Here is a 26,559-nt window from a genome sequence, read left to right on the forward strand (position 1 = left end):
CCCGTCCAATGCGACCAGTCCGGCGAAGCGGACGGTCACCGTTCGAAGTTCCAGAGTCGCGGAGGAGCCGGACATGTCGCCTCACCTCGCCGATACGCCGACGTCGAGGCCGCCGGCGGGCGCGCGCTGCCGATCAGCGTGGACGTGGCCGACCCCGGCGCGGTGGACGAGGCGGCCGAGCGCGCCGAGAGGGAGCTCGGGCCGATCGCCGTGTGGGTCAACGTGGCGTTCTCCTCGGTGTTCGCGCCGTTCTGGGAGATCGAGCCGGAGGAGTTCAGGCGCACCACCGAGGTCACCTACCTCGGCTACGCCAACGGGACCCGGGCCGCGCTGCGGCGGATGATGCCGCGCGACCGCGGTGTGATCGTCCAGTGCGGGTCGGCGCTGGCCTACCGGGGCATCCCCCTCCAGAGCGCGTACTGCGGCTCCAAGCACGCCGTCCAGGGGCTGCACGACTCGCTGCGGGCGGAGCTGATGCACGAGCGCAGCGGCGTGAAGCTCACGATGGTGCAGATGCCCGCGGTCAACACGCCCCAGTTCGACTGGGTGCTGAACCGGATGCCGCGCCGCCCGCAGCCCGTCCCGCCCATCTACCAGCCGGAGATCGCGGCGGACGCGCTCGTCTACGCCGCCGAACATCCCCGGCGCCGGGAGTACTGGGTCGGAGGCAGCACGGTCGGCACGATCCTCGCCGACAAGTTCGCCACGGGGCTGCTGGACCGCTACCTGGCCCGGACGGGCTTCAAGTCCCAGCAGACCGAGAAGCGCACGCGTCCGGACCAGCCGGCGAACCTGTGGGAGCCGGCGGACGGGACCCCGGGCCGCGACCACGGCAGCCACGGGCGGTTCGACGAGCAGGCGCACGCGCGGAGCCCGCAGATGTGGGCGGGGCGCCACAAGTACCTGGTGGGCGCCGCGACGGCCGGCGCCGCCGCGGGCGCGGCGCGGCTCCTGCGGCGATGACGCACGACCGACGACGAAGGAGAGAGCGATGGCGCAGCAAGTGGCCGACTACGTCCTCCAGCGGCTGACCGAGTGGGGCGTGAAGCGCGTCTACGGGTACCCGGGCGACGGCATCAACGGGCTGCTCGGCGCGTTCGACCGCGCGGAGGGCGAGCCGGAGTTCATCCAGACGCGGCACGAGGAGATGGCCGCGTTCATGGCCTGCGGGCACGCGAAGTTCACCGGCGAGGTCGGCGTCTGCGCGGCGACGTCCGGGCCGGGCGCGATCCACCTGCTGAACGGCCTGTACGACGCGAAGCTCGACCACCAGCCGGTCGTGGCGATCGTCGGGCAGCAGAAGCGCCTGGCGCAGGGCGCGCACTACCAGCAGGAGGTCAACCTGGAGAACCTGTTCTCCGACGTCTCGGAGTTCTGCCAGATCGTCATGCATCCCGGCCAGATGCGGCACGTCATCGACCGGGCGTTCAAGACGGCCCTGACCACCCGCGGCGTCTCGACGATCATCATCCCCGAGGACGTCCAGGAGGCCGGCGCGGTGCCGTCGCCGCCCAAGGAGCACGGCTCGGTGTACTCCAGCGTGGGCTGGAGCAGGCCCCGCGTCCTGCCCGACCCCGAGGAGCTGCGCAAGGCCGCCGGCGTCCTCAACGAGGGCGCGAAGGTCGCGATGCTGATCGGCCAGGGCGCCGCCGGCGCCGAGGCCGAGGTGATCGAGACGGCCGAGCTGCTCGGCGCGGGCATCGCCAAGGCGCTGCTCGGCCGCGAGGTGGTCCCGGACGACCTGCCGTTCGTCACCGGCCCCATCGGCCTGCTCGGCTCCAAGGCCAGCGACGAGATGATGATGAACTGCGACGTGCTGTTCATGATCGGCACGAGCTTCCCGTACGCCGAGTGGCTGCCGGACGAGGGCAGTTGCAGGGGCGTCGAGATCGACATCGACGGGAGCATGATCGGCATCCGCTACCCGATGGACGCGCACGTCGTCGGGGACGCCAGGGAGACGCTGCGGGAGCTGATCCCGCTGCTGCGCCGCAAGGAGGACCGCTCCTGGCGCGAGGAGATCGAGGAGAACGTCCGCGCCTGGAACACGGTCATGGAGAAGCGGGCGGGGCAGAGCTTCGAGGGGAAGGTCAACCCGCAGGCCGTCGCGCACGAGCTGTCGCCGCTGCTGCCGGACGGCGCGATCCTCACCGCCGACTCCGGCTCGGCCACCAACTGGTGGGCCCGCCACATCAAGCTCCGCGACGGGATGAGGGCCTCCCTGTCGGGCACCCTCGCCACGATGGGCCCCGGCGTCCCGTACGCCATCGCGGCCCGGTTCGCCTACCCCGACCGCCCGGTGATCTGCTTCGTGGGCGACGGCGCGTTCCAGATGAACGGCATGAACGAGATGCTGACCGTGAAGCGGTACGCCGACCGGATGGCCGGCCCGGCGCCGCTGATCTTCGCCGTGTTCAACAACCAGGACCTCAACCAGGTCACCTGGGAGCAGCGCGCGATGGGCGGCGACCCGAAGTACGAGGGCTCGCAGAGCATCCCCGACTTCCCGTACTCCGAGTACGCCGAGCTCTGCGGGCTCAAGGGCGTCTACTGCGACGACCCCGGGAAGGTCGCCGACGCCTGGCGCGAGGCCCTGGCGAGCGACCGTCCCGTCGTCCTGGAGTTCGTCGTCGACAACGAGATCGCCCCGATCCCGCCGCACATCATGAAGGACCAGGCCAAGAAGGCCGTCAAGGCGGGCCTCAGGGACCCGCAGAAGCTCGGCATCGCGGCCCGCGGCTTCCGGCAGAAGCTCACCGACATGTACGAGAACATGCCGGGCCGGAAGCATGACTGACCGGCGTCCGGAGCGGAGCGCCAGGCGGAGGACGACGGTCAGTCCCCTCCGGGGGTGTGGGGGTCGCCCCCCACAATGACTAGCAGGCGGGAAGGGGGACGGTCAGAGTTCGGCTTCGGCGTAGTCCTCGGGGGAGAACTCGATCCGGGGCTGGGACCGCTCCAGGAGGTCGAACGCCTCGGGGACCGAGCTCGTCCAGCCGACGGCGTCCCAGATCTTGGGGCGGGCGAAGCCCTGCTCGGTGAGGCCCGTCATCAGCTCGCGCAGCGGCTCGTAGACGCCGGTCGGGTCGAGGATGACGATGGGCTTGTCGTGCATGGACAGGACGCGGGCCGTCCACACCTCGAACAGCTCCTCCAGCGTGCCGATGCCGCCGGGCAGGACGAGGAACGCGTCGCTGCGCCGGTCCATCTCGCCCTTGCGGGCCCGCATGTCCGGGGTGACGATCAGCTCGTCGTTGTCCTCGTCGGAGATCTCGACGCTGACCAGCCCCTCGGGGATCACGCCGACCGTGCGGGCGCCGCCGGCCCGCGCGGCGCGGGCGACGGCGCCCATGCACGAGACCTGGGCGCCGCCGCTGACGAGGCTGTGGCCGCGCCGGGCCAGCTCGGCGCCGGCCTCCGCGGCGAGGTCGACGTAACGACGGTCGATCTTGCCGCTGGACGAGCAGAACACGCAGACGGCGAGGGGTTTCCGGGAAGTCACCCGGCCAATCTAACGGCTCGGGTCCGGGGAGGCTCGCCGATTATCCGGCGCCGGGGTCATGCCGTGGAGAGGTCGCGGCGGCGGAAGCCGAGGAGGCCGAGGGCGGACAGGACGGCCGCGATCGCCAGCAGCCAGAGCAGCGGCGCGGCGGTGACGTCGTGCCCCGGCAGTTTCGGGACGTGGGTGAACGGCGAGACGTCCAGGGCCCACTGGCTCAGGTCGAGCCCGGCTCCGAACAGCGTCACGACCGCGAAGGCCCCGACCGCGGCCCAGGCGCCGCCGGTGAACCTCGGCGCGAGGCCGAACAGCGCGAGCGCGAGCGCCCCGACCAGCCACACGGCGGGTAGCTGCGCGAGCGCGGCGAGCAGGACGCGCGGGACCTCGCGGCCGGGGTCGCCGGTGTCGACGCCGTGCGCCAGCCCGGCGGCCAGGCCCGCGACGCCGAGCCCCGCGACCGGGCCGAGCAGCGCGAAGGCCAGGTGGCCGGACGCCCACCGCAGCCGCCCGACGGGGGTGGCGAGCACCGGCTCGGCGCGCTGGCCCGTCTCCTCGGTGCGCAGCCGCAGCGTGGCCGAGACCGCGTAGGCGGCGGCGATCAGGCCGAGCATGCTCATGATCGAGGCGAAGTAGGCGTCGGTGATCCCGCCCTGCCCGCCGAGCCGGGTGAAGATCTTCTCCAGCTCGGGGTTGTCCTTGACCATGTCGCCGACGCCGCCCGCCACCGCGCCGTACACGACGCCGAGCGCGGCGAACCCGGCGAGCCAGCCGTAGAGGGCGCGGCTCTGGAGCCGCCAGCCGAGGCCGAGGGGCCCCGAGAGCGGGCGCGACGCGTCCGCAGGGCCGAGCCTGGGCGGCAGCACGCCCGCGCCCACGTCCCGGCGCGCCGACAGCAGGCCCGCGGCGGCGACCAGGGCGGCCGTGAGCGCGGCGATCGGCAGGAGCGTCCACCAGCGCTCCCCGCCGTAGGCGCGCAGGCGGTTCTCCCATCCGAGCGGGGACAGCCAGCCCAGCCACGACAGCCCGTTGCCGGCGCCGCCGACGTCGGCGGCCATCCGGACCACGAACGCGGCGCCGACGGCGGCGATCGCCATGCCCCTGGCGGCGCCCGCGCCCTCGCTGAGCTGGGCGGTGACGCCCGCGAGGGCGGCGAAGACGCATCCCGCGGCGGCCAGTTGCAGGCCGAACGCCAGCGAGCCCGCGAACGGCAGGCCCTGCGCCGTCATGCCCGCGGTCAGCAGGGCGGCGAGGACGAGGTTCGCCGCCATGGTCACGGCCAGCGCCGCGGCCAGGCCGGCGCCGCGCCCGGTGACGGTGGCGCCGAGCAGCTCGCGGCGGCCCGCCTCCTCCTCGGTCCGGGTGTGCCGGACGACGGTGAGCACGCTGATCAGCGCCACGATCACCGGGATGAACCCGGAGCGCTGGGCGATGATCGCGCCGAGGCTCGTGTCGTACAGCGGCCCGTACAGGGCGAGGAACGTCGGGTTGTTCCCCGTGGTCTGCGCGTACTTGAGGCGCTCGGCGGCCGTCGGGTAGAGGCTGTCGGTGGCCGCCACGAAGTTGATCGGGATCAGCGCCAGCACGATCACCCAGGACGGCAGCAGGAACCGGTCGCGGCGCAGGATCAGCCTGATCAGCCCGCCGGTCCCGGTGAGCGACCGCAGGGGCGTGGCGCGGGACGGCGCGGCCGCCCGCGCTTCGCGGACCGCCGCGCTCATCGCGCGGCCTCCGATGCGAGCTCGTCCTTGTAGTGGCGCAGGAACAGCTCCTCCAGGGTCGGCGGGCGGCTGCTCAGGCTCCGCACGCCGACCTCGGTGAGCTGCCGCAGCGCCGCGTCCAGTTCGGGGGTGTCCACCTCGAAGCGGATCTTGTTGCCGTCGATGCGGACGTCGTGCGCGCCGGGCAGCGGCAGGCCGTCCGGCGGCGAGGCCAGCTCCGCGTCGATGGACGTCCGGGTCAGGTGCCGCAGCTCGTCCAGCGTCCCCGACTCCACCGCGACGCCCTTGCGGATGATCGTCACCCGGTCGCAGAGCGCCTCGACCTCGGACAGGATGTGGCTGGACAGCAGCACGGTGCGGCCGTCGCGGCGCTCCTCCCGGACGCACTCCTGGAACACCTCCTCCATGAGGGGGTCCAGCCCGGAGGTGGGCTCGTCGAGCAGCAGCAGCTCGGCGTCGGAGGCGAGCGCGGCGATGAGACCGACCTTCTGCCGGTTGCCCTTGGAGTAGGCGCGGCCCTTCTTGCGCGGGTCGAGCTCGAACCGGTCGAGCAGCTCGGCCTTGCGGCGCGCGTTCACGCCGCCGCGCATCCGGCCGAGCAGGTCGATCACCTCGCCGCCGGACAGGTTCGGCCACAGCGTCACGTCGCCGGGGACGTAGGCGAGCCGGCGGTGCAGTTCGGTCGCGTCCCGCCACGGGTCGCCGCCGAGCAGGCGGGCGGTGCCGCCGTCGGCGCGCAGCAGGCCGAGCAGGATGCGGATGGTGGTGGACTTCCCGGCGCCGTTCGGGCCGAGGAAGCCGTGCACCTCTCCGGGCCGGACGGTCAGGTCCAGGCCGTCCAGCGCGCGGGTCCGGCCGAACTTCTTGACCAGGCCGGAGAGGGCTATGGGGGGCGTGTTCGTGGTCACCGGTCCTCCTCGTCGAGGGGTCGCCCGCCGGGGGCGGGCAGGTTCTTCAGGGCGGCGCGCGTCTGCGCCACCAGCTCGGGCGACAGGAGCCGGTCGTCGAGGACGTCCAGCATCGCCAGCGCCATGCGGGGGTAGCCGTCGCCCAGGAGGACGTCGCCGCCGAGGGCCCTGGACATGTGCTGGTGCAGGACGATCACGCCGAAGCTCATGCCGGTCAGGACGGTCGCGTAGCCGTGCAGGTCGTCGGTGTTCGGCGCGGCCATGCCGGGCGCGCCGCGTTCGAGCATCTCCTCGCTGAACGCGATCGCCTCGGCGAAGAGCACGGACGCGGCGGCCGACCCGTCGGTCAGGGCGCGGGCCAGGTAGCGCTGGACCGGCAGGGCCGTCCGCATGGCGATCGCGAGGAAGCTCGGGCTCGCCATCCCGCCGTTCAGGGCCTCCTGCTTGGTCTCGCGGATCACCTCGATCACGTGCTCGTCGCACGCGGCGCGCAGCGCCTCCTTGGTGCCGTAGTGGTGCTGGACGAGGGCGGGCGACACGCCGGCGGCCTTCGCGATGCCCCGGATCGTGGCGCCCTTCACGCCGTGCTCGGCGAACTCCAGCAGGGCCGCGTCCCTGATCCGGGCGCGCCCGGTCAGGTCGTCGGCCCGCTCCCGCGTCGCCATCCCCACCCCCCTGTACGCATGTTCAGTAGCCTGTACACTTGTACACTGTACTCACGTACAGGCCACCGTCAACCCGTGGGGGACGGGTGGTGCCGGCGGTCCGGGCCGAAGGGGCTCAACCGCCTCCGGGCAGCTGGCCGAGCGTCACCTGGACCTGCTTCTTCGAGCCGTCCGGCTTCTGGATCTCGACCTTCACCGTCTGGCCGGGCCTGAGGTTCGCGAGGACGGTGGTCAGCGCCGTCTGGTCGGGCGTCGCGGTGCCGTTCACCCCGAGGATCAGGTCGCCCGGCCGGATCCCCGCCTTGGCGGCCCCGCCGCCCTTCTGCACCTCCACGACGGCGACCGCCGTCCGCCGTCCGGTCTGCGGGTCGACGATCGTGCGCACCGCCACGCCGAGCGCGGCCCGGCCGGAGTTCGACACCTTCCCCGACTCGATGAGCTGCGGGACGATCCGCTTGACCGTGTCGCTCGGCGTCGCGAACCCGATGCCGGGCGCCGCGGCGCCGATCTGCGGGTCGGAGGCCGCCGCGGTCGGGATGCCGATCACCTGGCCGTCCAGCGTGACCAGGGCGCCGCCGCTGTTGCCCGGGTTGATGTCCGCGCTCGTCTGGATGGCGTCGGCGATGGTCGAGCCCTGGAAGGCCCCCTCGCCCTTGGTCGACACCGTCCGGTGCAGCGCGGAGACGATCCCGTTCGTCACGCTTCCGGAGAGGCCGAGCGGGTTGCCCATCGCCAGCACGATCTGCCCGACCTGCGCCGTGCTCGACTCGCCCCACGACGCCGGTTTCAGCGACGCGCCGGCGACCTTGACGACGGCCAGGTCGTCGGCGGCGAACTCGCCGACCAGGGAGGCGTTCATCGGGGAGCCGCCGCCGGACGAGGTGACCTGGATCTTCTTCGCCCCCGCGACCACGTGCGCGTTGGTGACGATGTCGCCCTGGGCGTCGAACACGACGCCCGACCCCTCCCCCTGGTCGGTCTGGATCTTCACCACCGACGGCAGGACGGCGTCCACGACCTTCACGTACTGCTGCTGCAGGTCCGACCCGGACTCCGGCACCGGCGCCGACGTCCGGACCGACGCCGGTCCCGGGTTCCCGGCCCGCCCGGCGTTCTCGGACCCCCCGCTGCACCCGGCGAGCGCCATTCCCCCCGCCATCGCCCCCGCCAGCGCCGCCGCGCACGCCTTCGCTCTCGCGCTCCTGTCCACGCTCCACCTCCAGAGGGCACCGTTCCCGCCCTCCGCGCGGCGGGCGCCGCGCCGCGCGCGATTTTGCGACGTCATGCCGCAGGCCGGGGCCGCAGATGATCTTTCGGGGGCGTCGGGCGCTCCCGGCCGCCCGCCGCAGGGGCCCGGCCGGTTTCCCGTGACCGGAGCCGGGTAGCCGTCCGGCCATGGCGGGCGCGAGCGGGCACCGGGGCGTCCCCCACCCCGCCGACCTGCGGATCGAGGCGTGGGGGCCGACGCGGGAGCGCTGCGTCGCCGAGGCGGTGGCCGGGCTCGTGGAGTCGTTCGCCGACGTCTCCGGGGTCCGCCCGTCCGGCGGCGTCCGGGTGGACGTGCCGCCGGGCCCGGACGCGGACCTGCTCGTCGCCGTCCTGGACGAGGTGATCTACCGCCTGGAGGTCGACGGCGCCGTGGTCCTGGACGCCGCGCTCGCGGGGGCGCCGGACGGCGGGCTCACCGCCCGGCTGGCGACCGGGGACGCGGCGGAGGCGGTGGGGACGGGCGCCGTGCCGAAGGCGGTGTCGCTGCACGACCTGCGGTTCGGCCGCGACGCCCGCGGCTGGTCCTGCGCCGTGACGATCGACGTGTGACGGGCGCCGCGCCGGGCGCCCGCCGCGCGCCGCGCCCGGCCGGTCAGCCCTTCACGACGCCCAGCGGCACGAGGCGGGCGACCTTGCGGCAGAGCCCCGCCCCCTCGCCGGCCTCGACCACGGCGGACACGTCCTTGTAGGCGTCCGGCGCCTCCTCGACCAGACCGCGCCACGACGACGGACGCACCGCGATGCCCCGCTCCTCCAGCGCCGCCCGCAATCGCCTCCCGTCGACGCCGCGCGCGGCCTGGTGGCGGCTCTGCACCCGTCCCGCGCCGTGGCACGTGGACGCGAACGCGGGCCCGCCCGGCACGCCCGTGAGGACGTAGGAGGACGTTCCCATGGTCCCGGGGATCAGCACCGGCTGGCCGGCCGCGCGCAGGTCGGGAGGCAGCTCGGGGTGGCCGGGCGGCAGCGCGCGGGTGGCCCCCTTGCGGTGCACGCACAGCCGCCGCCGCTCGCCGTCCACCACGTGCTCCTCGATCTTGGCCAGGTTGTGCGAGACGTCGTAGACGAGGTCGAGCCGGGCGCCCGCGACCCGCCGGAACACCCGGCGCGCCGCCTGGGCGAGCAGCTGCCGGTTGGCGCGGCCGTAGTTGGCCGCCGCCGCCATCGCGCCCAGGTAGGCGCGGCCCTCGGCGGAGTCGACCGGGGCGCAGGCGAGCTGCCGGTCCGGGACCTCGATCCCGTGCCGCGGCATCGCCGCCTCCATCGCCCGGACGTGGTCGGTGCAGATCTGGTGGCCGAGCCCGCGCGACCCGCAGTGGATCATGACGCAGACCTGTCCCGGCCGCAGCCCGAACGCCCCGGCCACGTCCGCGTCGTAGATCTCCGCGACCCGCTGCACCTCCAGGAAGTGGTTGCCCGAGCCGAGGCTGCCGACCTGCCGGGCGCCGCGCTCCACCGCGCGCTCGCCCACCTGGCCGGGGTCGGCGTCGGCGACCGCTCCCGCGTCCTCGCAGCGGCGCAGGTCGCGCTCGTCCCCGTGGCCCCGCTCGACCGCGTACCGCGCTCCCCCGGTGAGGATGCCGGTCAGCTCCCGCCGTCCCGGCAGGCTCCACACCGCGCCCTTGCCCATGCCGCGCGGGATGACGGGGTCGAGGCCGTCCATCAGGTCCCGCAGGACGGGGGAGAGGCCGGAGGCGTCGACGTCCGCCGCCAGCAGCCGGACGCCGCACGAGATGTCGAACCCGACGCCGCCGGGCGAGACCACGCCGCCCTCCGCCGGGTCGGTCGCCGCCACGCCGCCGATCGGGAAGCCGTATCCCAGGTGGATGTCCGGCATCGCGTAGGAGGCCTCCACCACCCCCGGGAGCGCGGCGACGTGGGCGACCTGCCCGATCGCGTTCTCGGCGGGCGCGAGCAGTTCCCGCGACGCGAACACCACGCCGGGCACGCGCATGGCGCCGGTCGGCTCGATCCGGAACCGGTAGGGGCCGTCCTCGACCAGGTCGGCGTTCACAAGGCGGGGCTACCCGCGGCTCCGCCCCTCATGCGCAGTTCACAGGCCCCCGGCACGCCGGCGGTCGAGGAGTTCACGCGTGTCATGCGGGTAGCGTGCGAATCATGCTCGCCGAACCCGCGCCCGCGCTGAGCGACCTCGCGCTCGGGCTGGTCGTGGTGGCGCTCGCGGTCCGGCTGGGACGGTTCCCCGCGCCGCATCGGCACTGGCGCACGGCCTTCTGGTGGGCCGGGAGCGCGGCGCTCGCGGGGTCCGTCCACCACGGGCTGATCAAGTACTCGGCGCGGTGGTCGGGGCCGAGCTGGGCCATGATCAGCGCCATGGTCGTCGTCGCGGTGTCCTACCTGCTGGCGGCCACCGTCGCGGAGGTGCTCGGCCCGCACCACGGCAGGACGTTCTGGCTGCTGCGCTCGGTCGGGATCGGCGCCTACGCCGTCCTCGCGGTGACCGGGCACGCCGGGGTCGGCGCCCTGCTCGCCTGCGAGGGCCTGACGATGGCGTGCATCCTCGCGCTCTGGGGCCGGGCGGCCCGGCGCCGCCACCCGATGGCCGGCCCGGTGCTCGTCGCGCTGGTCGCCAGCGGGGCGGCCGCCGCGACCAAGGCGATCGACCCGAGCGTCACCCGCGGCGTCGCACTGGACCCGACCTCGGTCTACCACCTCGCCCAGATCGTCGGCATGGTCCTGCTCTACCTGGCGGTCAGCAACCCGCGCCGCCCGGATCCCGAGCCCCGCGCCCTCCTCGGATAGCCGCGGGCCCGTCCGCTACCACGGAGCCCGCCGGGCGCGCGGCGCCGGGCGGGCAGGAGTGTCCGCGGTGGAACATTCCCCTAACGGAGGTGTCTTCCTTCTGTGCTGAAGAGCGCCCTTTCGGACACGGACGGTCACCGTTAGCTTTCAACCCGTGATCCCGAGCCACCGTCCCCGTGGAGGAAAGCGTTCATGACGGCCATCGCCAGCGTCTACCAGCACGACGTCGCCACCTACTGGAACACCGAGCGCAACCCGGTCAACCTGCGGCTCGGCGACGTGTCGGGGATCTACCACCACCACTACGGCATCGGCGAGGTGGACTGGTCGGTCCTGGAGACCCCGGAAGACGCCCGCGAGGAGGCGGTCATCGCCGAGCTGCACCGGCTGGAGAACGCCCAGGCCCGGTTCCTGCTCGAACACCTCGGCGACATCCGGCCCGACCACCGCCTGATGGACGCGGGCTCCGGCCGCGGCGGCTCCAGCATCATGGCCAACGCCGCTTTCGGCTGCCAGGTCGACGGGGTGTCGATCTCCCAGGCCCAGGTGGACTTCGCCAACGGGCAGGCCGCCGAGCGCGGCGTGTCCGACAAGGTCCGGTTCCACTTCAAGAACATGCTCGACACGGGTTTCGAGGCGGGCGCCTTCCAGGCGATCTGGAACAACGAGTCGACCATGTACACCGTGCTGGACGACCTGTTCGCGGCGCACTCCCGGCTGCTGGCCCGCGGCGGCCGGTACGTCACCATCACCGGCTGCTACAACGACGTCTACGGGCTGCCGTCCCGGGCGGTGTCGACCATCAACGCCCACTACGTGTGCGACATCCACCCGCGCAGCGCCTACTTCCGCGCCATGGCGGCCAACCGGCTCGTCCCCGTCACCGTGGTCGACCTGACCGCCGACACCATCCCGTACTGGGAGCTGCGCGAGAAGTCGTCGGTGGCGACCGGCATCGAGAGCGCCTTCCTGGAGGCTTACCGCGACGGCAGCTTCCAGTACCTGCTCATCGCCGCCGACCGCATCTGAACCCGTTGACCCGGACCGGTCGCCTTCGGGCGGAGGCAGGTGAGCAGACCATGGAAACGAGGCACCACGGGTGCAGCGGCCGGCGCGCGCCGTACGGCTCGGCCGCGGAACCCCGGCCGGCGCGGCCGTCCGGGCCGGGCACCGAGGCGGCGGCCCTGCCGTCGCTGATCGCCGCGGCGCGTCCCAGCCGGGAGGTCCCCTACGGCGACCTCCTGGCCGGGAGGCATCCGCGTCCGGTCGGCGGCGGCGGGCCCGGCTACGTCGAGCGCGACTGGGGCGACGGCTCGCACTCTCCGCTCTACTGCCCTCTGCCCGAGCGCGCCGACGACGCCCTCGCCGCCGAGGTCGACGCCCGGCTGGCCGCCTGGGCGAGCGACCGCGGTTTCGACGAGCACGAGCTCGACGCGCTGGGCAAGGCGGCCTTCGGGCGCCTCGTCACCCTCGCCCACCCCGACACCGACGACCCGGACGCCCTGCTCGTCGCCGCGCAGCTGAACGCCGGATGGTGGGCGGCCGACGACTACTACGCCGACGACACCGCCCTCGGCGCCGTGCCCGCGCGGCTGCCGCAGCGCCTCACGCTGGTGATGTCGGCGATGGACCCGGTGCCGTCCGCCGGCGAGTTCACCCCGCCGCTGGACGAGGCCGTGGAGGGCGACGTCGTCCTGCGGATGCTCGGCTCGGCGGTCGGCCACCTGAAGCGCCACGCGTCCGCCGTGCAGGTCCAGCGGATCTGCTACTCCACCTTCGCCATGTTCGTGAGCTGGACGGCCTACGCGGCCTGGCGCGAGACCGGCGAGCACCCGCCCGCCTGGGAGTACCTGGCGGCGCGCCAGCACGACAGCTTCTACACCTCGATGACGCTCATCGACGTCGTCGGCGGCTACGAGGTCCCGGCCCACCTGTACTACGACCCGCGCGTCCGCCGCGCCGCCTTCCGGGCGGGGACGGCGAGCGTGATCGTCAACGACCTGCACTCGGTGGCCAAGGACGCCGCCGACGAGAACCCCGTCTGCAACCTGGTGCTGCTGATCGCCGCGGACCGGGGCTGCTCGGTGGAGGAGGCGACCGAGACCGCCGTGCGCCTGCACAACGACCTCGTCCGCGACTTCGAGGCCGGGCACCGGGAGCTCGCGGGCGTCCCGTCCCCCGAGCTGCAGCGGTTCCTGCGCGGGCTGCGGGCCTGGATGGGCGGCGGCTTCGAATGGCACGCCACCAACCCGCGCTACCGCGAAGGCGGCTGAATCCGCTGTTCCGGAGGTGTCCGGCGCCCGGCTTTACCGAACACCAGTGATCACCAGATCATGTTCGGTCGCACGGCCGGCGTTGACGGCATTACCACATCGAGTCAAGACGGAAGCCAAGAATCGTCCGATGTGGGAGCGTGATCCGGCACGGCCGTGCCGGCGCGCACCGGAAAAGGCCGCCTGCATTACTCTCTCTGCGTCGCTGTATCCGGGGATGAAGCGAGGCGCACGGTGGAATTCCGTATTCTGCGCAAGAGGCTGGGCATCCGGGCGGAGAGCGGAGAATCCATCGCCGTGCCCCACTCCGGCGCCCGCGGGCTGCTGGTGACGCTGCTGATCGAGGAGGGCCGCCCCGTCCCGGCCGACGTGCTCGTCGAGCGGCTCGCCTCCCCCTCCGGCGTGCCGGATCCGGCCGCGGCGCTCACCCGGGCCGTCGGCGCCGCGCGGCTCTCGCTCCCGCCCGGCCGGCTCGTCACCGAGAACGGCGGGTACCGGCTCGTCCTGGACGAGGACGACGAACTCGACCTGACCCGGTTCCGGTCGCTCGCCGCCCGCGCACGGCGGCTGCGCGCCTCCGACGCCGCCGCGGCGATCGCCGGCTACGAGCGCGCGCTGGGGCTGTGGGGCGGGGAGCCGCTGGGCGACCTGCCCGCCGCCGGCGCCATGGACGCGACCCGGCGGGCCCTCGTCGGCGAGCGCGGCCAGGTGCGCGAGGAGTTAGCCGAGGTGCGGCTCTCCCAGGGCCGGCACCGCGAACTCATCGGGCCCGCGCGCGGCTGGGTCGCGCAGGAGCCGGCGAACGAGCACCTGCGGAGCCTGCTGATGCTCGCGCTGCACCGGGCCGGGCGCAAGCACGAGGCGCTCCGCCTGTACGAGGAGGCGGAGGACCTGCCGACGCCGGGCGGGCCTGGGCCCGCCCTCCGGCGGACGGCCGGCCAGATCGGCCGCGACGACCCGGGGCTGGACTACCGGCCCCGCCCCGCGCTGGTGCCGCTGCCCGCGGACCTGGCCGCCGACCTGGCCATCGACACCCTCCAGGCCTCCCCCGCCCGCATCTACGACTACTTCCTCGGCGGCAAGGACAACTACGCCGTCGACCGCGCGGCCGCCGAGGAGATCATGAAGACGGTGCCCGACGCCCCCGCCGCGGCCCGCGCCAACCGCGACTTCCTGACCCGCGCCGTCCGCCACCTGGCGGCGCAGGCCGGCATCCGGCAGTTCATCGACGTCGGGACCGGCCTGCCCACGCAGGGCAACGTCCACGAGATCGCCCGCGACGCCGCTCCGGACGCCCGCGTGGTCTACGTCGACCACGACCCCGTGGTGCTCGCGCACGGCCGCGCCCTGCTGGAGGGCAGCCCCAGCGTCGCGGTCGTCGAGGGCGACCTGCGCCGCCCCGAGGAGCTGCTGGCCGACCCCCGGCTGAACGAGCTGATCGACTTCGGCGAGCCCGTCGGCCTGCTGCTGGTGGCCGTCCTGCACTTCGTGCACGACGATGACGACCCCGCCGGGCTCGTCGGGCGCCTCGCCCGCCGGCTGCCCTCCGGCAGCCACGTGGTGATCTCCCACGGCTACGACGGCGGCATGGACCCCGGCGACACCGAGCACTCCCGGGCCGTGTACCGCAGGTCGAAACTGCCGATCTACTCGCGCGGCCCCGAGGAGGTGGCCCGCTGCTTCGCCGGGCTGGAGATCCTCGACCCCGGCGTCGTGTGGGTCCCGCAGTGGGGCCGCCCGCGCCCCGCGGGGCCGGCGCCGGACCCGCGGTGGTGCCACTTCATCGGGGCCGTCGCCCGCAAGCCCTGACCGGTTCCCCCTCACCCCGCCCCGCAGGCGATCACGGTCGGCAGCTCGGCGAACCCGCGCACGTACGGCGAGTTGACCCGCCGGGCCCGGGGCTCGTCGATGTCGTAGTCGCCGGTGCGGGCCGCGAGCTCCTCCAGGGCGACCCGGGCCTGCAGCCGGGCCAGGTGCGCGCCGATGCAGTAGTGCCGCCCCGACCCGAAACTGATCTTGGCGTTGGTGTCGCGGTCCAGGTCGAAGCGGTCGGGATCGGCGAAGGCGCGCGGGTCGCGGTTCGCGGCACCGATCACCAGCAGCATGCGGGCCCCGGCCGGGACGGTCACGCCGTGCAGCGTGAACTCCGCGGTCACCGTCCGCCCGTCGGCCTGCGCCGGGGCCTCCAGCCGCAGCGTCTCCTCGATCCAGTCGCCGATCCGCCCGAACGCCCCGGACGGCCGGTCCAGATGCCGCCAGGCGCAGTGCCAGGCGTTCGAGATCAGGTGGGTGGCCGTCTCGTTCCCGGCCGCGATCAGGATGAACAGCACCCCCATGATCTCGGCCTCGGTCAGGTGGTCGTCGCCGTCGGCGGCGTCCAGCAGCGCCGACGCCAGGTCGTCGCGGCGCCGCGCCCGGCGCTCGGCGAGCAGACCGTGGAAGTAGCCCACCAGGGCCGAGAGCGCCCCGCGGCCCGCCTCGGTCACGTCCCGGACGCCCTGCTGGTGGTGGACGATCGCGTCGGCCAGCCGCCGCAGCTCGCCGCGGTCGGACTCCGGGACGCCGACCAGCTCGGAGATGACGTCCATCGGCAGCAGCGCCGCGTAGTCGGCCACGAGGTCCAGTTCCGCGCCGCCCGGGCCCGCGCCGTCCAGCGCCCGGTCCAGGTGGCCGCGCGCGATGCCGCGGACCCGTCGCTCGAGCGCGGCGACGCGGCGCGGGGTGAACGCCTTCGCCACGAGCCCGCGCATCCGGGTGTGCTCGGGCGGGTCCATCGCGAGGAACGACGCGTGCGTCCGCGCCTCCGGCCCCCACACCGACGGCTCCAGCAGGATCCCGTTCGCGCTGGAGAAGCGCCGGAAGTCCCGGAATGCCGCGGTCACGTCCGCGTGCCGCGACAGGACGAAGAAATCCTCCTCGTCATTTCTGTAGACCGGCGCGTCCTCCCTCAACTGCGCGTAGACCGGATACGGGTCCTGTTGAATTCCGAAGTCGTACAGGCTGTACCGCACACCCATCGCAGCCTCCTACCGCCATCGAAAGCCGCACGCCGGTCAGCATTCGCTTACGGCGTCCTTCCCCCCAACCCCAGCACATCGCGAAGGGCGCCATGTGACCGATTACGGCCATCCGGCGGTGGACCGTGCCACAATTCCCACGCTCGAATGGCCGCGTCACGACCGAAGGCGGCGGGACGCGGGCCGGGGCGGGCGGGGGCGCGGCGAGCGGTCAGCCGGCGGGCTTGTCGCGGAGGCGCCCGACCGGGTGGGGCCCGTCGGTCTCCAGGCGGTACTCGTCGCCGAACTTGGCGCGGTGCTCGTCGATGACGCGCTCCTGCGGCGGCCGCTCGGCGTTGATCTTGTCCTGGTACTCCTCGAAGCGGCGGTGCGCCTCCTGGACGTAGCCGGTGCCGAGGGTCGTGTAGTCGATCTGCGTGGCGAGCAGTTCGCGCACGTACTGCTTGTTCGGCTCGAAGGTGACCGGCTCGGGAAGCATGGGGGCGAGGATGCTCTCGGGGTCGCGGCCGTCGTGGCGGCGCATCAGGTCGCAGGCGATCCGCAGGTGCTCCAGCTCCATGTTCAGGTGCAGCTCCCAGATGTCCTTGACGCGCGGGTCGGACTCGGTCCGCATGAACGAGTAGTACAGGTAGCACTCGTTGTACTCGTGGTTGACGAGGCGCTCCCACCAGGTCTCCCCGGGGTCGACCAGCGACTCGTAGTGGGTGACGTGCTCCTCTTCGATGAGGCCGATGTCCTGGTAGAGCTGCCGCGCGATGGGCTCCATGTACATGGGGCCGACGTTCATGTAGAAGTTCATCGTCTGCTGCTCGGCCGCCATGATCGTCAGCGCGTGCAGCTTGGAGATCGGCGCGGCCGCCTCGCGGTCGTAGGGCTCGCGGACGTTGTCGAACGGGTGGCGGTGCTGGAGGTGGCCGGGCCGTCCCGGCATCACCTCGGTGAGCTGGTCGACGATCTTCTCGGCCCGGCGGTGCTCGATCATCTCGTACAGGTTGGCGTACCGGTACAGGTGGTCGAAGTCCTCCAGCAGCCCGAACTCGTAGGCCTGCTTCAGGTAGGGGTCGGGCTCCTGGCGGGCGACCCAGCCGGTCAGGTCGACCGCGACCTGCTCGTAGCTGATGGTGGTCTCCAGCACCGACGCCTGGCCGGGCAGCAGCCAGTTGACCACCTTCTGCTGCTGCTGCTCGATGTTGCGGACCTGGGCCAGCTGCTGCTTGACCTCCAGGTCGGGGCAGATGCGGTTGAAGTGGTGGCTGAACATAATCGCCTCCACCTCGATGCCGTTCATCGCGATGATGCGGCACTTGGTGTAGGGATCGGACTTGTCGGGGTCGACGGGCGCCACGTCCAGCTGCGCCCAGTTGCGCAGCTGGTCGTCCAGCGGGATGCCGCGGTGTTCGAGCGGGTTGAAGGCCACCAGGCTCGTCCCTTCCTGTGCGGGGCGGTTCGGGCTGACGCCCGGGGCGCGTACCCGAAGCGATCCGTCCCGCACCTCGCGGCACCGTCCGATTCCAAGATTGGTCCGGCGTTGACCGAAGCCCGGCGGGAAGAAGCCAGAGCCACCGGTATGGGGCCTCCCTCCCTGGGTACGGCCCGCCGCATCGCCCACCCACCGCGCCGTTCGGCGCTCCGCGCCAGGCCGCGGCCGAGCGAGAAAGCGAGAGAGGCCATGCGGACCACACCCGCCGACACCGGGACCACCGAGGACGTCGTCGACCTGCTGCGCGCGCAGCACGGCCGGATCAGGGACCTGTTCGACGAGGTCATGAACTCCGAGGGCGCCGAGCGCAGGGACGCCTTCCGGCAGCTGGTCAAGCTGCTGGCGATCCATGAGACCGCCGAGGAGGAGATCGTCCACCCCGTGGCCCGGCGCCTGCCCGGCGGCGACGGCATCGTGGACGACCGGCTGGCCGAGGAGCGCGAGGCCAAGGAGCTGCTCGCCGAGCTGGACGGTATGGACCCCGGCGATCCGCGCTTCCTCAAGTCGCTCGACAAGCTCCGCGTGGACGTGCTGACCCATGCCCGCGCCGAGGAGCGCTACGAGTTCGACCGGCTCAAGGACGAGCTGAGCCCCGCCCAGCTCAGGGGCTTCGCCGCCGCCGTCCGCGCGGCGGAGGCCACCGCGCCCACGCGCCCGCATCCCGGAGTGGAGTCCGCGACCAAGAACATGCTCGCCGGGCCGCTCGCCGCGGTGACCGACCGCGTCCGCGACATGATCCGCGCTGCCCGCGACAAGAGCTGACCCGGCCGTTCAGCGCGGCGGCCGGAGGTCCGTGCAGCCGTGCCGCTCGACGGCGCGCCCGGCGAAGGCGCGCAGTGCGGCCCGCAGGAACGACTTCGTCGGGGCGGCGTACTCGGTCGCGTCGACCAGGAACAGCGCCCGCGCGGTGTGCCCCGGGCAGCGTGCCGTGGCCCAGGCGCTGTGGGTGTCGAGGCCGGAATCGGCCTTCAGGCCGTAGCGGCCGCCATGCCCGCCGTCGTACCGGGTGGTCCGCAGCCTCTGCGCGTACGGGCCGTAGTTCGCCTGGAAGTGGTACGCCGCCGCGGAGAAGGCCACGGTCTTGCCGAGCACGCACTCCTCGACCGGCGCGCTCCCCCCGCCGTCCGTCCACTTGATCCAGTTGACCTCGCCCCGGTCCACGGCGGTGGCGACCGGGATGCCCGCGCAGGTGCCGCCGGCGTTCTCGGGGGCCGTCTCCCCGGTCGGCCTCGGCACGGGCGGCACCGGGCCGCCGGGTCTGGCGGCGCAGCCGTAGTGGCGGGCGGCCCGCACCGCGGTGGCGGTGACGAGCCGGGCCACCTGATGCGCCTTCGCGGGATCCGCGAGCGTCTCCTGTGAGGCCGCGGACACCAGGACGGACGCGGGCCGGTTGGCACAGGGCAACACCACGGCGGTGTTGCGCAGATCGGTGTAGCCCTCCCAGCCGCCGCCCAGCGCCACCGGCAGTTCGCCGGAGCCGCGGTGCAGCCGGGTGAAGAACGCTCCGGGAGCGCCGGTGTTGTCCAGCGTGTCGGCGACGTCGCCGATGGTGAGGCTGAGGTCGGCGACCGTGCACCGCTCCCATCGCAGGGCGTCGTCCGCGATGTGCTCGTCGCGTCCGAGACCGCTCGCCTCGTGGCCGGTGAGGACGGCGGACTCGGCCTCGGGGACGAGCCCCTGGCAGAAGCCGGCGAGCGCGTCCCGGTAGCGCCAGTCCCTGCCGGTGTCGCTGAGCCGGTACCAGGCGAACACGGCGACGGCGATCGCCACCAGCGGCACCACTCCGAACAGCCCCGCTCGCCGCAACCCCGGCATCCCGCTCCGCGCCCCGCTTCCGGTCGGCCGCAACACCCTCCGGCGCACGACACAAAGCCCTCTTCCTATCGGCACCGGCACCCGCCGTCAACAGTCCGCTGGGCGCGACGACCCCCGCTGAGTACCGCACCGGACGGACCTGAGTAGCCGCACGGATCGATCAAGCGTCCGGGGGGCTGTTCACTGAAGTCGTGACCACAGAGAACACCGCTGCCGTCTCCCGGAAGCGCTCGGGCTGGCGCGTGGCCGCGGCGATCGCGCTCGCCCTGCTGCTCCCCGCCACCGCGCTCGCCTGGATCTGCGTGCTCGCGACCCCCGAGTACGGCCGGTGCCTCACCTACGGGGAGCAGTGCGATCCGGCCTCCGGCATCCTCATGCCCATCGCGTGGTGGTCCTTCTGGGCCAGCGCCGCGGCCGGCGTCACCGCCCTGATCCTCCGCTCCTCCTGGACGGCGACCCGGCGAATCCACCCGATCCTGGTCACGGGACAGGTCGTGCTCGCGATCGTGACCCCGGCAGCCGTGATCGCCAGTGGATGAAGCCCGGACCGGCCGTGTCGTGTGACGCAGGTCACGGGAACCTGAATGTTCCGGCGAACAGTCCCCGCATGTGGAGATGAGTTTGCGTACCCGGGTTCACGCCGGGGATCCGGATGCGTTCAGAGAACTGTTCGACGAACAGGTGCGCTCGGTCTACAACCACGCCTTCCGCCTGACGGGGAACTGGGCGACGGCGGAGGACGTGGTGTCCCTGACCTTCCTGGAGTCATGGCGCCTTCGCGAGAGGGTCGACGTCGAGGCGGAGGGGTCGCTGCGTCCCTGGCTGCTGGGCATCGCCACCAACGTCGCCCGCAACGTGCGCCGCGCGGCCAGGCGGCACGACGGCGCGCTGGCGCGGCTTCCGAGGAGCGACACGGTCCCGGACTTCACCGACGAGGCCGCGGGCCGCATCGACGATCGCGAGCGGCTCGCCCTGATGCGCGCGGCGCTGGCGGCGCTGCGCGAGCCCGAGCGCGAGGTGCTGGCGCTGTGCGTCTGGTCGGGGCTCGGCTACGCCGAGGCCGCCGAAGCGCTCGGCGTGCCGGTCGGCACGGTGCGCTCCCGGCTGTCGCGCGCCCGCAGGAAGCTCGACGGCCTCACCACCGGAGGCGCCCGGCCGCCCGCAGAAGACCGGGAACCGCCTTCCGGCCACGGACAGCAAGAGGGTGACCGCGAGATCGCGGTCCGGTCCGCTCAGGAGAAGACCCGATGAATTCCACACCGATCCAGCCGAACCCGGACGAGCGTGAGGAGCTGGCCCGGCTGCTGCCGGTGCCGGCGGAGCGGGATCTGCCGGGCGACCGCCGCCAACGACTCCAGGAGTTCGTGATGAGCGAGATCCAGCAGGACCTTCGATCGGCCGAGCAGGCTCCGCGCCGCCCCTCCAGGCGGCGTCCCCTCCTCCTCGCCGCGGCGAGCACCGCGATCGCCGCGGCGGCCGCCGCGGTGGCGATCGGCGCCGTCGGCGCCGGAGGGGCCCGGAAGCCGGACGAGGGCCCGGGGGCGTCGGCCCCGTCCGGCCGGGAGGTCCTGCTCGTGGCCGCCACCACCGCGGCGAAGACGCCGGCGGGAGGCGGCGCGTACTGGTACGTCAGGACGGTGTCCACCGCTCGCGAGGGCGGCGCCCGTACCTCGCTGGAGAGCTGGACCGGGCGCGACGGCCGGGTCTGGTGGAAGGGAGAGAAGACGGGCGGCAAGGTGGTCCCGCTGACCCGTCCCGCCCCGTTCCGGCTCGGCGGCCCCGGCGTCACCCTCGCCCAGCTCCAGAGCCTTCCGAGCTCTCCCGGCGCGCTGAAGGCGCGGATCGCCGCCGACGTGGAGCGCGGCGGCATCGAGACCAGTGCCGGCCGCCCCGACGCCGCCGCGCGGGAGCGCTCCGTCTTCGACGGGCTGCTCTCCCTCGTCTCCCAGCTCCCGGCCCCGCCGAAGGTCCGCGCCGCCGCCTTCCGCGCGATCGCCGCCTATCCGAACGTCCAGGACCTCGGTGCGGTCAAGGGCGGGCAGGGCCTGTCGATCTCCTTCGGCGGAGGAGGGGACGCGCACCTGGTCGTCGATCCGAAGACGTCCCGCATCACCGACACCGACTTCTTCGTCTCGGCGGACGGCGCGCGGGTCACCGTCCCCGGCGGCGCCGCGATCACGGCCGAGTGGACGGACCGGGCGCCCAGGTAGCGCCCCCCGCACGCGGAGACCGTCTGGACCTGCATGATCGGGGGATCATGCAGGTCCACGGGACGGGGGCTACTCCCCGGCGGTCTCCGCGGCCTCGGCGGCGGCGCGGGACTCGATGATCTCCTGCTCGGCCCGGGTGTGGCCCTCGATGATGATCCGGACGACCTCCTCGGGGTCGTCGGTGAGGTGGATCAGGTCGATGTCCTGCGGCGAGATCTTGCCGGAGGTCAGCATCGACTCCTTGACCCAGTCGAGCAGGCCGCCCCAGAACCTCGTGCCGACCAGCACGATCGGGAACCGGGTGATCTTCTTGGTCTGGACGAGCGTGATCGCCTCGAACAGCTCGTCCAGCGTCCCGAAGCCGCCCGGCAGGACGACGAAGGCCTGCGAGTACTTCACGAACATCGTCTTGCGGACGAAGAAGTACCGGAACTCCAGGCCGATGTCGAGGTGGTCGTTCAGCTTCTGCTCGAACGGCAGCTCGATGCCGAGGCCGACCGACAGGCCCCCGTTCTCGTCGCAGCCCTTGTTGGCCGCCTCCATGATCCCCGGCCCGCCGCCGGTGATCACGGCGTAGCCGGCCTCGTGCAGGCGGGCGCCGATGTCGACCGCGAGCTCGTACTCGGGCGAGTCCGGCTTGGTGCGGGCGCTGCCGAAGACGCTGACGGCCTTCGGCAGCTCGGCGAGGAGGCCGAAGCCCTCGACGAACTCCGCCTGGATCCGCAGCACCCGCCACGGGTCGGCGTGCACCCAGTCGACCGGGCCGCGGCCGTCCAGGAGCCGCTGGTCGGTCGTGGTCGGGGGGACGGCCTTCCCCCGCAGCATGGCCGGCCCCTGCCGGCGCGAGCGGGAATTCACTTCCGATGTCATGAGGCCACGGTAATGGGACCCTCCAGCCACGTGCGCATTCGTTGCTCGCACTCGGCGATGAGAGGGATCTCGACGTACTCGTCCCGCGTGTGCGCGAGGGTCGGCTCGCCAGGGCCGTAGTTGACGGCCGGGACGCCGAGCTCGGCGAAGCGGGCGACGTCCGTCCAGCCGAGCTTCGCGCGGACCTCCGCGCCGCTCGCCGCGGCGAACGCGGCGGCGGCCGGGTGGTGCAACCCCGGGCGGGCGGCCGACGCGCCGTCGGTGACCGTCACCTGGAAGCCGGCGAAGGTTTCCCGCAGGTACGCCTCCGCGTCGGCGAGGGACTTGTCAGGCGCGAACCGATAATTCACGGTGACGACGCACTCGTCCGGGATGACGTTCCCGGCGACGCCTCCCGAGATGAACACAGCGTTCAGGCCCTCGTGGTACTCCAGCCCGTCCACGACCGGGCGGGACGGCTCGTAGGCGCGCAGGACGTCCAGGATCGCCCCCGCCGAGTGGATCGCGTTCGACCCCATCCAGGCGCGCGCGCTGTGCGCCCGCTCCCCCGTCGCGGTGACCTCGACGCGCATCGTGCCCTGGCAGCCGCCCTCGATCAGCCCGCCGGTCGGCTCCATCAGCACCGCGAAGTCGCCCGCGAGCAGCTCCGGCCGTGCCTGCGCGAGGTGCCGGAGCCCGTTGCGCGCGGCCTCGACCTCCTCGCAGTCGTAGAAGACGTAGGTGACGTCGCGGCTGGGCCGGGCGACGGTCGCGGCGAGCCGCAGCGCGACCGCGACGCCGCTCTTCATGTCGGTGGTGCCGCAGCCGTAGAGCCGGTCGCCCTCCACGCGGGACGGGAGGTTGCCGTTCAGCGGGACGGTGTCGAGGTGCCCGGCCAGCACGACCCGTTCGGCCCGTCCGAGATCGGTGCGCGCGACGACGTTGTTGCCGACGCGCTCCACCGCCAGGTGCGGCAGCGCGCGCAGCGCCTCCTCGACGGCCCCGGCCAGGGGTTCCTCCCCGCCGCTCACCGACTCGATGTCGACGACCGCCGCCGTCAGGTCCGCGACGTCCGAGTACAGATCAAGCCCCATGGTCGAAGGTTATCTATCATCGCGTCCGTGGAGATGCCCGTACTGGAGTGCGCCGTCCATTGGGCGCGTCCCGCCGACGAACCCCGGATGCGCGACCTCCTCGACGACGGGGAGCGCGCCCGCTACGACCGGTTCATGCGCGCCGAGGACAAGGCCCGGTTCGTCACCGGGCGGTTCCTCGCGCGCACGGTCCTCGCCGAGGCCACCGGCCGGGCCCCGCGCGACCTGCGCTTCACCACCGACTGCCGCCTGTGCGGCGACGCGCACGGCAAGCCGCGCCTGCCCGGCAGCGGCCTGGACTTCTCGCTCTCCCACTCGGGGGACCGCGTCCTGCTCGTCGTCGTCGAGGGCGCCGAGGTCGGGGCGGACGTGGAGCAGGAGAGCGACCGCGACATCGACGGCCTCTCCCGGATGGTCCTCACCGCCGCCGAATCGGAGGCGCTGAAGGCCATGACCGACCGGAAGCGCGGTTTTCACGTCTACTGGAGCCGGAAGGAGGCCCTTCTGAAGGCCACCGGCCACGGCCTGGCCGCGCCGATGACCGCCATCCACGTGTCCGGCCCGGACGAGCCCCCCGAGGTGCTGGGCTGGGAGGGCGAGGCGGCCGTCTCGCCCGTCCGCCTCGCCGACCTGGACGCGGGCCCCGGCTACGCCGCCTCGGCCGCCGTCCTCACCGACCGCCCCCTCGACGTCGCCGAGTTCCCGCTCAGGTGTTGATGCCGTGGTCGCGGAGGATGTCGTTGAGGGACGCCTTGTCGTGGCGCTGCCCCTCCTCCAGCCGCTTGAGGATCAGCACCGCCGGGAGCCCGAACGTGCCTCCCTTGAACTCCTTGTAGCGGGTGCCGCCGACCGCGACGCACCAGTCGGGGATGCGCCCGCGGCTGATCTCCTCGCCCGTCTCCACGTCGATGACCGGCATGGACGCCGACAGGTTCGTCCCCGACCCGACGACGGCGCCGCGCCCCACCCGCGCGCCCTCGACGATCATGGACCGGCTGCCGATCATCGCCTCGTCCTCGATGACCACCGGCTTGGCGTTCGGGGGCTCCAGCACGCCGCCGATGCCGACGCCGCCCGACAGGTGGACGTTCTTGCCGACCTGCGCGCACGACCCCACGGTGGCCCACGTGTCGACCATCGTCCCGGAGTCGACGTAGGCGCCGATGTTGGTGAACGACGGCATCAGCACCACGCCCGGCGCCAGGTGGGCCCCCCACCGCGCGATGGCGCCCGGCACGACGCGCACGCCGTCCAGCCGCGTCTTCAGCGGGATGCGGTCGTGGTACCGGAAGTCGCCCACCTGCGAGCGCGCCATGCCGAGGACCTTGAAGCTCAGCAGGATCGCCCGCTTGGCCCGCTCGTCGACGACGACCTCGTCGGTCGCGGGATCGATCCGGGCGACGCGGGCCTCCCCCGCGTCGAGCTGGTCGACGGCGGCCACGATGGCCGCTCGGGCCTCGGCGTCGTCCGGCGTCAGCTCGGCGCGCCGCTCCCACAACTCGTCGATGCCGCCGGAGATCGGGCTGGTGAACGTTTCGGTCATGCCTCCTGAGCTTACTGGTGGCCATCTCCCAGTACTGTCTTCGCGTGGCTGTTTGGGCGAGGTTGAAGGCGCGCCCCGATGAGGGGGCGAGCGGCGGGCGCCGCCGGCGCGGCGTCCGCTGGGCCGCGGTCCTGTGCGTCGTCGTGCTGCTGGCGGGCGTGGGCGTCTACGTGGCGTTCCAGCGGATGCGCCCGTACCTGCACGGGTCCGGCTGCGAGGTGCGCACGAGCCTCGGCAAGATGCCGCTCGACCTGGAGCAGGGCGCGAACGCCGCCACCATCGCCGCCGTCGCGTTCCGCAAGCAGCTCCCCGAACGCGCCGTGGTGATCGCCTACGCGACCGCGATCCAGGAGTCGCACATCCACAACCTGCCGAACGGCGACCGCGACTCGGTGGGCATGTTCCAGCAGCGCCCGTCCCAGGGCTGGGGCACGCCGGACAAGCTCCGCGACCCCGTCCAGGCCACCAGCAAGTTCTTCGACGCCCTCGTCAAGGTCAAGGACTACCTCGACCGCGACCTGCACGACGCGGCGCAGAAGGTGCAGCGCAGCGCCGACGGCCGCGCCTACGCCCAGCACGAGCCCGACGGCAAGCTCCTCGCGACCGCCTTCACCGGCCGCGAGCCCGCCACGGCCCGCTGCTGGTACCCGCCCGACAAGAAGACGACGTCCCGCCGCCCCGAGGCGCTCCTGGAGATGCGCCGCGCCTTCGGCAGCCGCCTGAAGGTCGGCGGCCCCGGCCCCCTCAAGGCGGGCTCCCCGTCCGACCCGAAGTCGTGGAACTCGATCCAGGTCACGAACCCCCGCTCGGGCTGGGCCGTCGCGAGCTGGGCCGTCACCCACGCCCAGGCCTACGGCCTGACCGAGGTCCGCTACGCGGGCAAGCACTGGCAGTCCAAGGCCGGCCACGACGGCTGGACGGACGACAAGCAGGCCGCCCAGACCACCGTCATCGTCCAGTAGCTCGGGGGCCGCTATTCCAGCCAGGCCCCGTCGCGCATGATGACTCGGCCGCGCAGCTCCGGCTCGCCGCGCCAGGCGCGCACGACCTTCGGCACTACGCGCACATACAGATAGGGGTCCTTCTCCGCGCGCGGGTCCCATCCGAATTTGGCGGCGAAGGCCTCCGCCGCGTCTTCGGGCACGTTCCGGTCCGGGAAGCACTCTGCCTCGCCCTGGAGAAGCACCACGTCGAAGGTGTCCGGCAGCCCTAGCCGCACGCGGGGCTCCTCGCGGACGTTCCGAGCAGTCGCGGAACCGGCACCGGTGCACAACCACACCGCTTCGCCGTCCCATATGAACCACAGCGGCACCTGGTGCGGGCCGTGATCAGGGTGTGCCGTCGACACCCACACATCCCGCTCGCTGACGAGCCGCTCCAGGGTGTCGCGCCTACGTTCCGCCACCTGGCGGCCGACTATGCCCGTGGTCCGCATGAGCGCCGACCTTAGCCAGCAGAC

The 26,559-nt window shown here is 73.2% G+C and carries 26 protein-coding genes; 13 read left to right on the top strand and 13 right to left on the bottom strand.

Going from position 1 to position 26,559, the window contains the following annotated elements:
* Window positions 1–963 (top strand): SDR family oxidoreductase (locus ABWI04_RS11840; RefSeq protein WP_353832385.1); only part of this gene is annotated, 963 nt, incomplete at its 5' end.
* A gap of 28 nt (window positions 964–991) precedes the next feature.
* Window positions 992–2,797 (top strand): thiamine pyrophosphate-requiring protein, encoded by a 1,806-nt coding sequence (locus ABWI04_RS11845; protein ID WP_353832386.1) that lies wholly within the window; start codon window positions 992–994, stop codon window positions 2,795–2,797.
* 102 nt (window positions 2,798–2,899) lie between these two features.
* Here the strand turns inward: ABWI04_RS11845 and ABWI04_RS11850 are convergent, their stop codons facing one another.
* The 5 genes from ABWI04_RS11850 to ABWI04_RS11870 all read right to left on the bottom strand — a co-directional run bounded on the left by ABWI04_RS11850 (window position 2,900) and on the right by ABWI04_RS11870 (window position 8,000).
* The gene (locus ABWI04_RS11850) at window positions 2,900–3,502 is read right to left on the bottom strand and encodes an LOG family protein (protein WP_345180012.1); all 603 of its coding nucleotides are present in this window, start codon (window positions 3,500–3,502) and stop codon (window positions 2,900–2,902) included.
* 56 nt (window positions 3,503–3,558) lie between these two features.
* Window positions 3,559–5,217 (bottom strand): ABC transporter permease, encoded by a 1,659-nt coding sequence (locus ABWI04_RS11855; protein WP_353832387.1) that lies wholly within the window; start codon window positions 5,215–5,217, stop codon window positions 3,559–3,561.
* On the bottom strand, window positions 5,214–6,125 hold the full coding sequence (locus tag ABWI04_RS11860) for an ABC transporter ATP-binding protein (protein ID WP_345180010.1): 912 nt from the start codon (window positions 6,123–6,125) through the stop codon (window positions 5,214–5,216). The genes ABWI04_RS11855 and ABWI04_RS11860 overlap by 4 nt, the downstream gene beginning before the upstream one ends.
* A complete protein-coding gene (locus ABWI04_RS11865; protein ID WP_345180008.1) occupies window positions 6,122–6,790 on the bottom strand; it encodes a TetR/AcrR family transcriptional regulator in 669 nt (222 codons plus the stop codon). The genes ABWI04_RS11860 and ABWI04_RS11865 overlap by 4 nt, the downstream gene beginning before the upstream one ends.
* Before the next feature lie 115 nt (window positions 6,791–6,905).
* Window positions 6,906–8,000, bottom strand: coding sequence for a S1C family serine protease (locus ABWI04_RS11870; protein WP_353832388.1), 1,095 nt, complete (start codon window positions 7,998–8,000; stop codon window positions 6,906–6,908).
* A gap of 185 nt (window positions 8,001–8,185) precedes the next feature.
* Here ABWI04_RS11870 and ABWI04_RS11875 point away from each other — a divergent pair, with 185 nt between their 5' ends.
* A complete protein-coding gene (locus ABWI04_RS11875; protein ID WP_345180006.1) occupies window positions 8,186–8,608 on the top strand; it encodes an archease in 423 nt (140 codons plus the stop codon).
* Between the two features lie 43 nt (window positions 8,609–8,651).
* Here ABWI04_RS11875 and ABWI04_RS11880 read toward each other — a convergent pair whose 3' ends face one another.
* Window positions 8,652–10,070, bottom strand: coding sequence for an RtcB family protein (locus ABWI04_RS11880; protein WP_353832389.1), 1,419 nt, complete (start codon window positions 10,068–10,070; stop codon window positions 8,652–8,654).
* Window positions 10,071–10,174: 104 nt separating this feature from the next.
* Here ABWI04_RS11880 and ABWI04_RS11885 point away from each other — a divergent pair, with 104 nt between their 5' ends.
* From ABWI04_RS11885 to ABWI04_RS11900, 4 genes are all read left to right on the top strand, one after another.
* Window positions 10,175–10,819 (top strand): DUF6962 family protein, encoded by a 645-nt coding sequence (locus ABWI04_RS11885; protein WP_353832390.1) that lies wholly within the window; start codon window positions 10,175–10,177, stop codon window positions 10,817–10,819.
* A 192-nt stretch (window positions 10,820–11,011) separates the two neighbouring features.
* Complete coding sequence (locus tag ABWI04_RS11890) at window positions 11,012–11,848, top strand: geranyl diphosphate 2-C-methyltransferase (protein WP_179843744.1); 837 nt, start codon at window positions 11,012–11,014, stop codon at window positions 11,846–11,848.
* A 50-nt stretch (window positions 11,849–11,898) separates the two neighbouring features.
* Complete coding sequence (locus ABWI04_RS11895; protein ID WP_353832391.1) at window positions 11,899–13,092, top strand: family 2 encapsulin nanocompartment cargo protein terpene cyclase; 1,194 nt, start codon at window positions 11,899–11,901, stop codon at window positions 13,090–13,092.
* A 234-nt stretch (window positions 13,093–13,326) separates the two neighbouring features.
* A complete protein-coding gene (locus ABWI04_RS11900; protein ID WP_353832392.1) occupies window positions 13,327–14,901 on the top strand; it encodes an SAM-dependent methyltransferase in 1,575 nt (524 codons plus the stop codon).
* 11 nt (window positions 14,902–14,912) lie between these two features.
* On the opposite strand, the gene ABWI04_RS11905 is transcribed toward ABWI04_RS11900, so the two are convergent.
* Complete coding sequence (locus tag ABWI04_RS11905) at window positions 14,913–16,109, bottom strand: cytochrome P450 (RefSeq protein ID WP_353832393.1); 1,197 nt, start codon at window positions 16,107–16,109, stop codon at window positions 14,913–14,915.
* A 211-nt stretch (window positions 16,110–16,320) separates the two neighbouring features.
* The gene (locus ABWI04_RS11910) at window positions 16,321–17,526 is read right to left on the bottom strand and encodes a hypothetical protein (protein ID WP_353832394.1); all 1,206 of its coding nucleotides are present in this window, start codon (window positions 17,524–17,526) and stop codon (window positions 16,321–16,323) included.
* 252 nt (window positions 17,527–17,778) lie between these two features.
* Between ABWI04_RS11910 and ABWI04_RS11915 the strand changes: the two genes are divergently transcribed.
* The gene (locus ABWI04_RS11915) at window positions 17,779–18,351 is read left to right on the top strand and encodes a hemerythrin domain-containing protein (RefSeq protein ID WP_353832395.1); all 573 of its coding nucleotides are present in this window, start codon (window positions 17,779–17,781) and stop codon (window positions 18,349–18,351) included.
* A gap of 9 nt (window positions 18,352–18,360) precedes the next feature.
* On the opposite strand, the gene ABWI04_RS11920 is transcribed toward ABWI04_RS11915, so the two are convergent.
* Window positions 18,361–19,404: a hypothetical protein gene (locus ABWI04_RS11920; protein WP_345179989.1), complete on the bottom strand. Its 1,044-nt coding sequence runs from the start codon at window positions 19,402–19,404 to the stop codon at window positions 18,361–18,363.
* A gap of 191 nt (window positions 19,405–19,595) precedes the next feature.
* On the opposite strand from ABWI04_RS11920, the gene ABWI04_RS11925 reads away from it, so the two are divergent.
* From ABWI04_RS11925 to ABWI04_RS11935, 3 genes are all read left to right on the top strand, one after another.
* Window positions 19,596–19,943, top strand: a complete 348-nt coding sequence (locus ABWI04_RS11925) for a hypothetical protein (protein WP_353832396.1) — start codon at window positions 19,596–19,598, stop codon at window positions 19,941–19,943.
* A 76-nt stretch (window positions 19,944–20,019) separates the two neighbouring features.
* Entirely contained in the window at window positions 20,020–20,655 is a 636-nt protein-coding gene (locus ABWI04_RS11930; RefSeq protein WP_345179985.1) for an RNA polymerase sigma factor, read from the top strand.
* Window positions 20,652–21,614 (top strand): CU044_5270 family protein, encoded by a 963-nt coding sequence (locus ABWI04_RS11935; RefSeq protein WP_353832397.1) that lies wholly within the window; start codon window positions 20,652–20,654, stop codon window positions 21,612–21,614. Before ABWI04_RS11930 ends, ABWI04_RS11935 begins: the two co-directional genes overlap by 4 nt.
* 69 nt (window positions 21,615–21,683) lie before the next feature.
* Here ABWI04_RS11935 and ABWI04_RS11940 read toward each other — a convergent pair whose 3' ends face one another.
* Together ABWI04_RS11940 and dapE are read right to left on the bottom strand one after the other, a co-directional pair.
* Window positions 21,684–22,484 (bottom strand): LOG family protein, encoded by an 801-nt coding sequence (locus tag ABWI04_RS11940; protein ID WP_353832398.1) that lies wholly within the window; start codon window positions 22,482–22,484, stop codon window positions 21,684–21,686.
* Complete coding sequence (gene dapE, locus ABWI04_RS11945) at window positions 22,481–23,557, bottom strand: succinyl-diaminopimelate desuccinylase (RefSeq protein WP_345179979.1); 1,077 nt, start codon at window positions 23,555–23,557, stop codon at window positions 22,481–22,483. The genes ABWI04_RS11940 and dapE overlap by 4 nt, the downstream gene beginning before the upstream one ends.
* A gap of 33 nt (window positions 23,558–23,590) precedes the next feature.
* Here dapE and ABWI04_RS11950 point away from each other — a divergent pair, with 33 nt between their 5' ends.
* Window positions 23,591–24,274, top strand: coding sequence for a 4'-phosphopantetheinyl transferase family protein (locus ABWI04_RS11950; protein ID WP_345180042.1), 684 nt, complete (start codon window positions 23,591–23,593; stop codon window positions 24,272–24,274).
* On the opposite strand, the gene ABWI04_RS11955 is transcribed toward ABWI04_RS11950, so the two are convergent.
* Window positions 24,264–25,100, bottom strand: coding sequence for a 2,3,4,5-tetrahydropyridine-2,6-dicarboxylate N-succinyltransferase (locus tag ABWI04_RS11955; protein ID WP_345179977.1), 837 nt, complete (start codon window positions 25,098–25,100; stop codon window positions 24,264–24,266). The genes ABWI04_RS11950 and ABWI04_RS11955 overlap by 11 nt on opposite strands.
* A gap of 44 nt (window positions 25,101–25,144) precedes the next feature.
* Between ABWI04_RS11955 and ABWI04_RS11960 the strand changes: the two genes are divergently transcribed.
* Window positions 25,145–26,062 carry a hypothetical protein gene (locus ABWI04_RS11960; RefSeq protein WP_353832399.1) on the top strand — a complete coding sequence of 306 codons (918 nt, stop codon included), beginning with the start codon at window positions 25,145–25,147 and terminating at the stop codon, window positions 26,060–26,062.
* Window positions 26,063–26,073: 11 nt separating this feature from the next.
* Here ABWI04_RS11960 and ABWI04_RS11965 read toward each other — a convergent pair whose 3' ends face one another.
* Entirely contained in the window at window positions 26,074–26,535 is a 462-nt protein-coding gene (locus tag ABWI04_RS11965) for a pyridoxamine 5'-phosphate oxidase family protein (protein ID WP_353832400.1), read from the bottom strand.
* Between the last annotated feature and the right edge of the window lie 24 nt (window positions 26,536–26,559).

Source organism: Actinomadura sp. NPDC000929, assembly GCF_040492065.1.
GTDB classification, from domain to species: domain Bacteria; phylum Actinomycetota; class Actinomycetes; order Streptosporangiales; family Streptosporangiaceae; genus Spirillospora; species Spirillospora verrucosospora.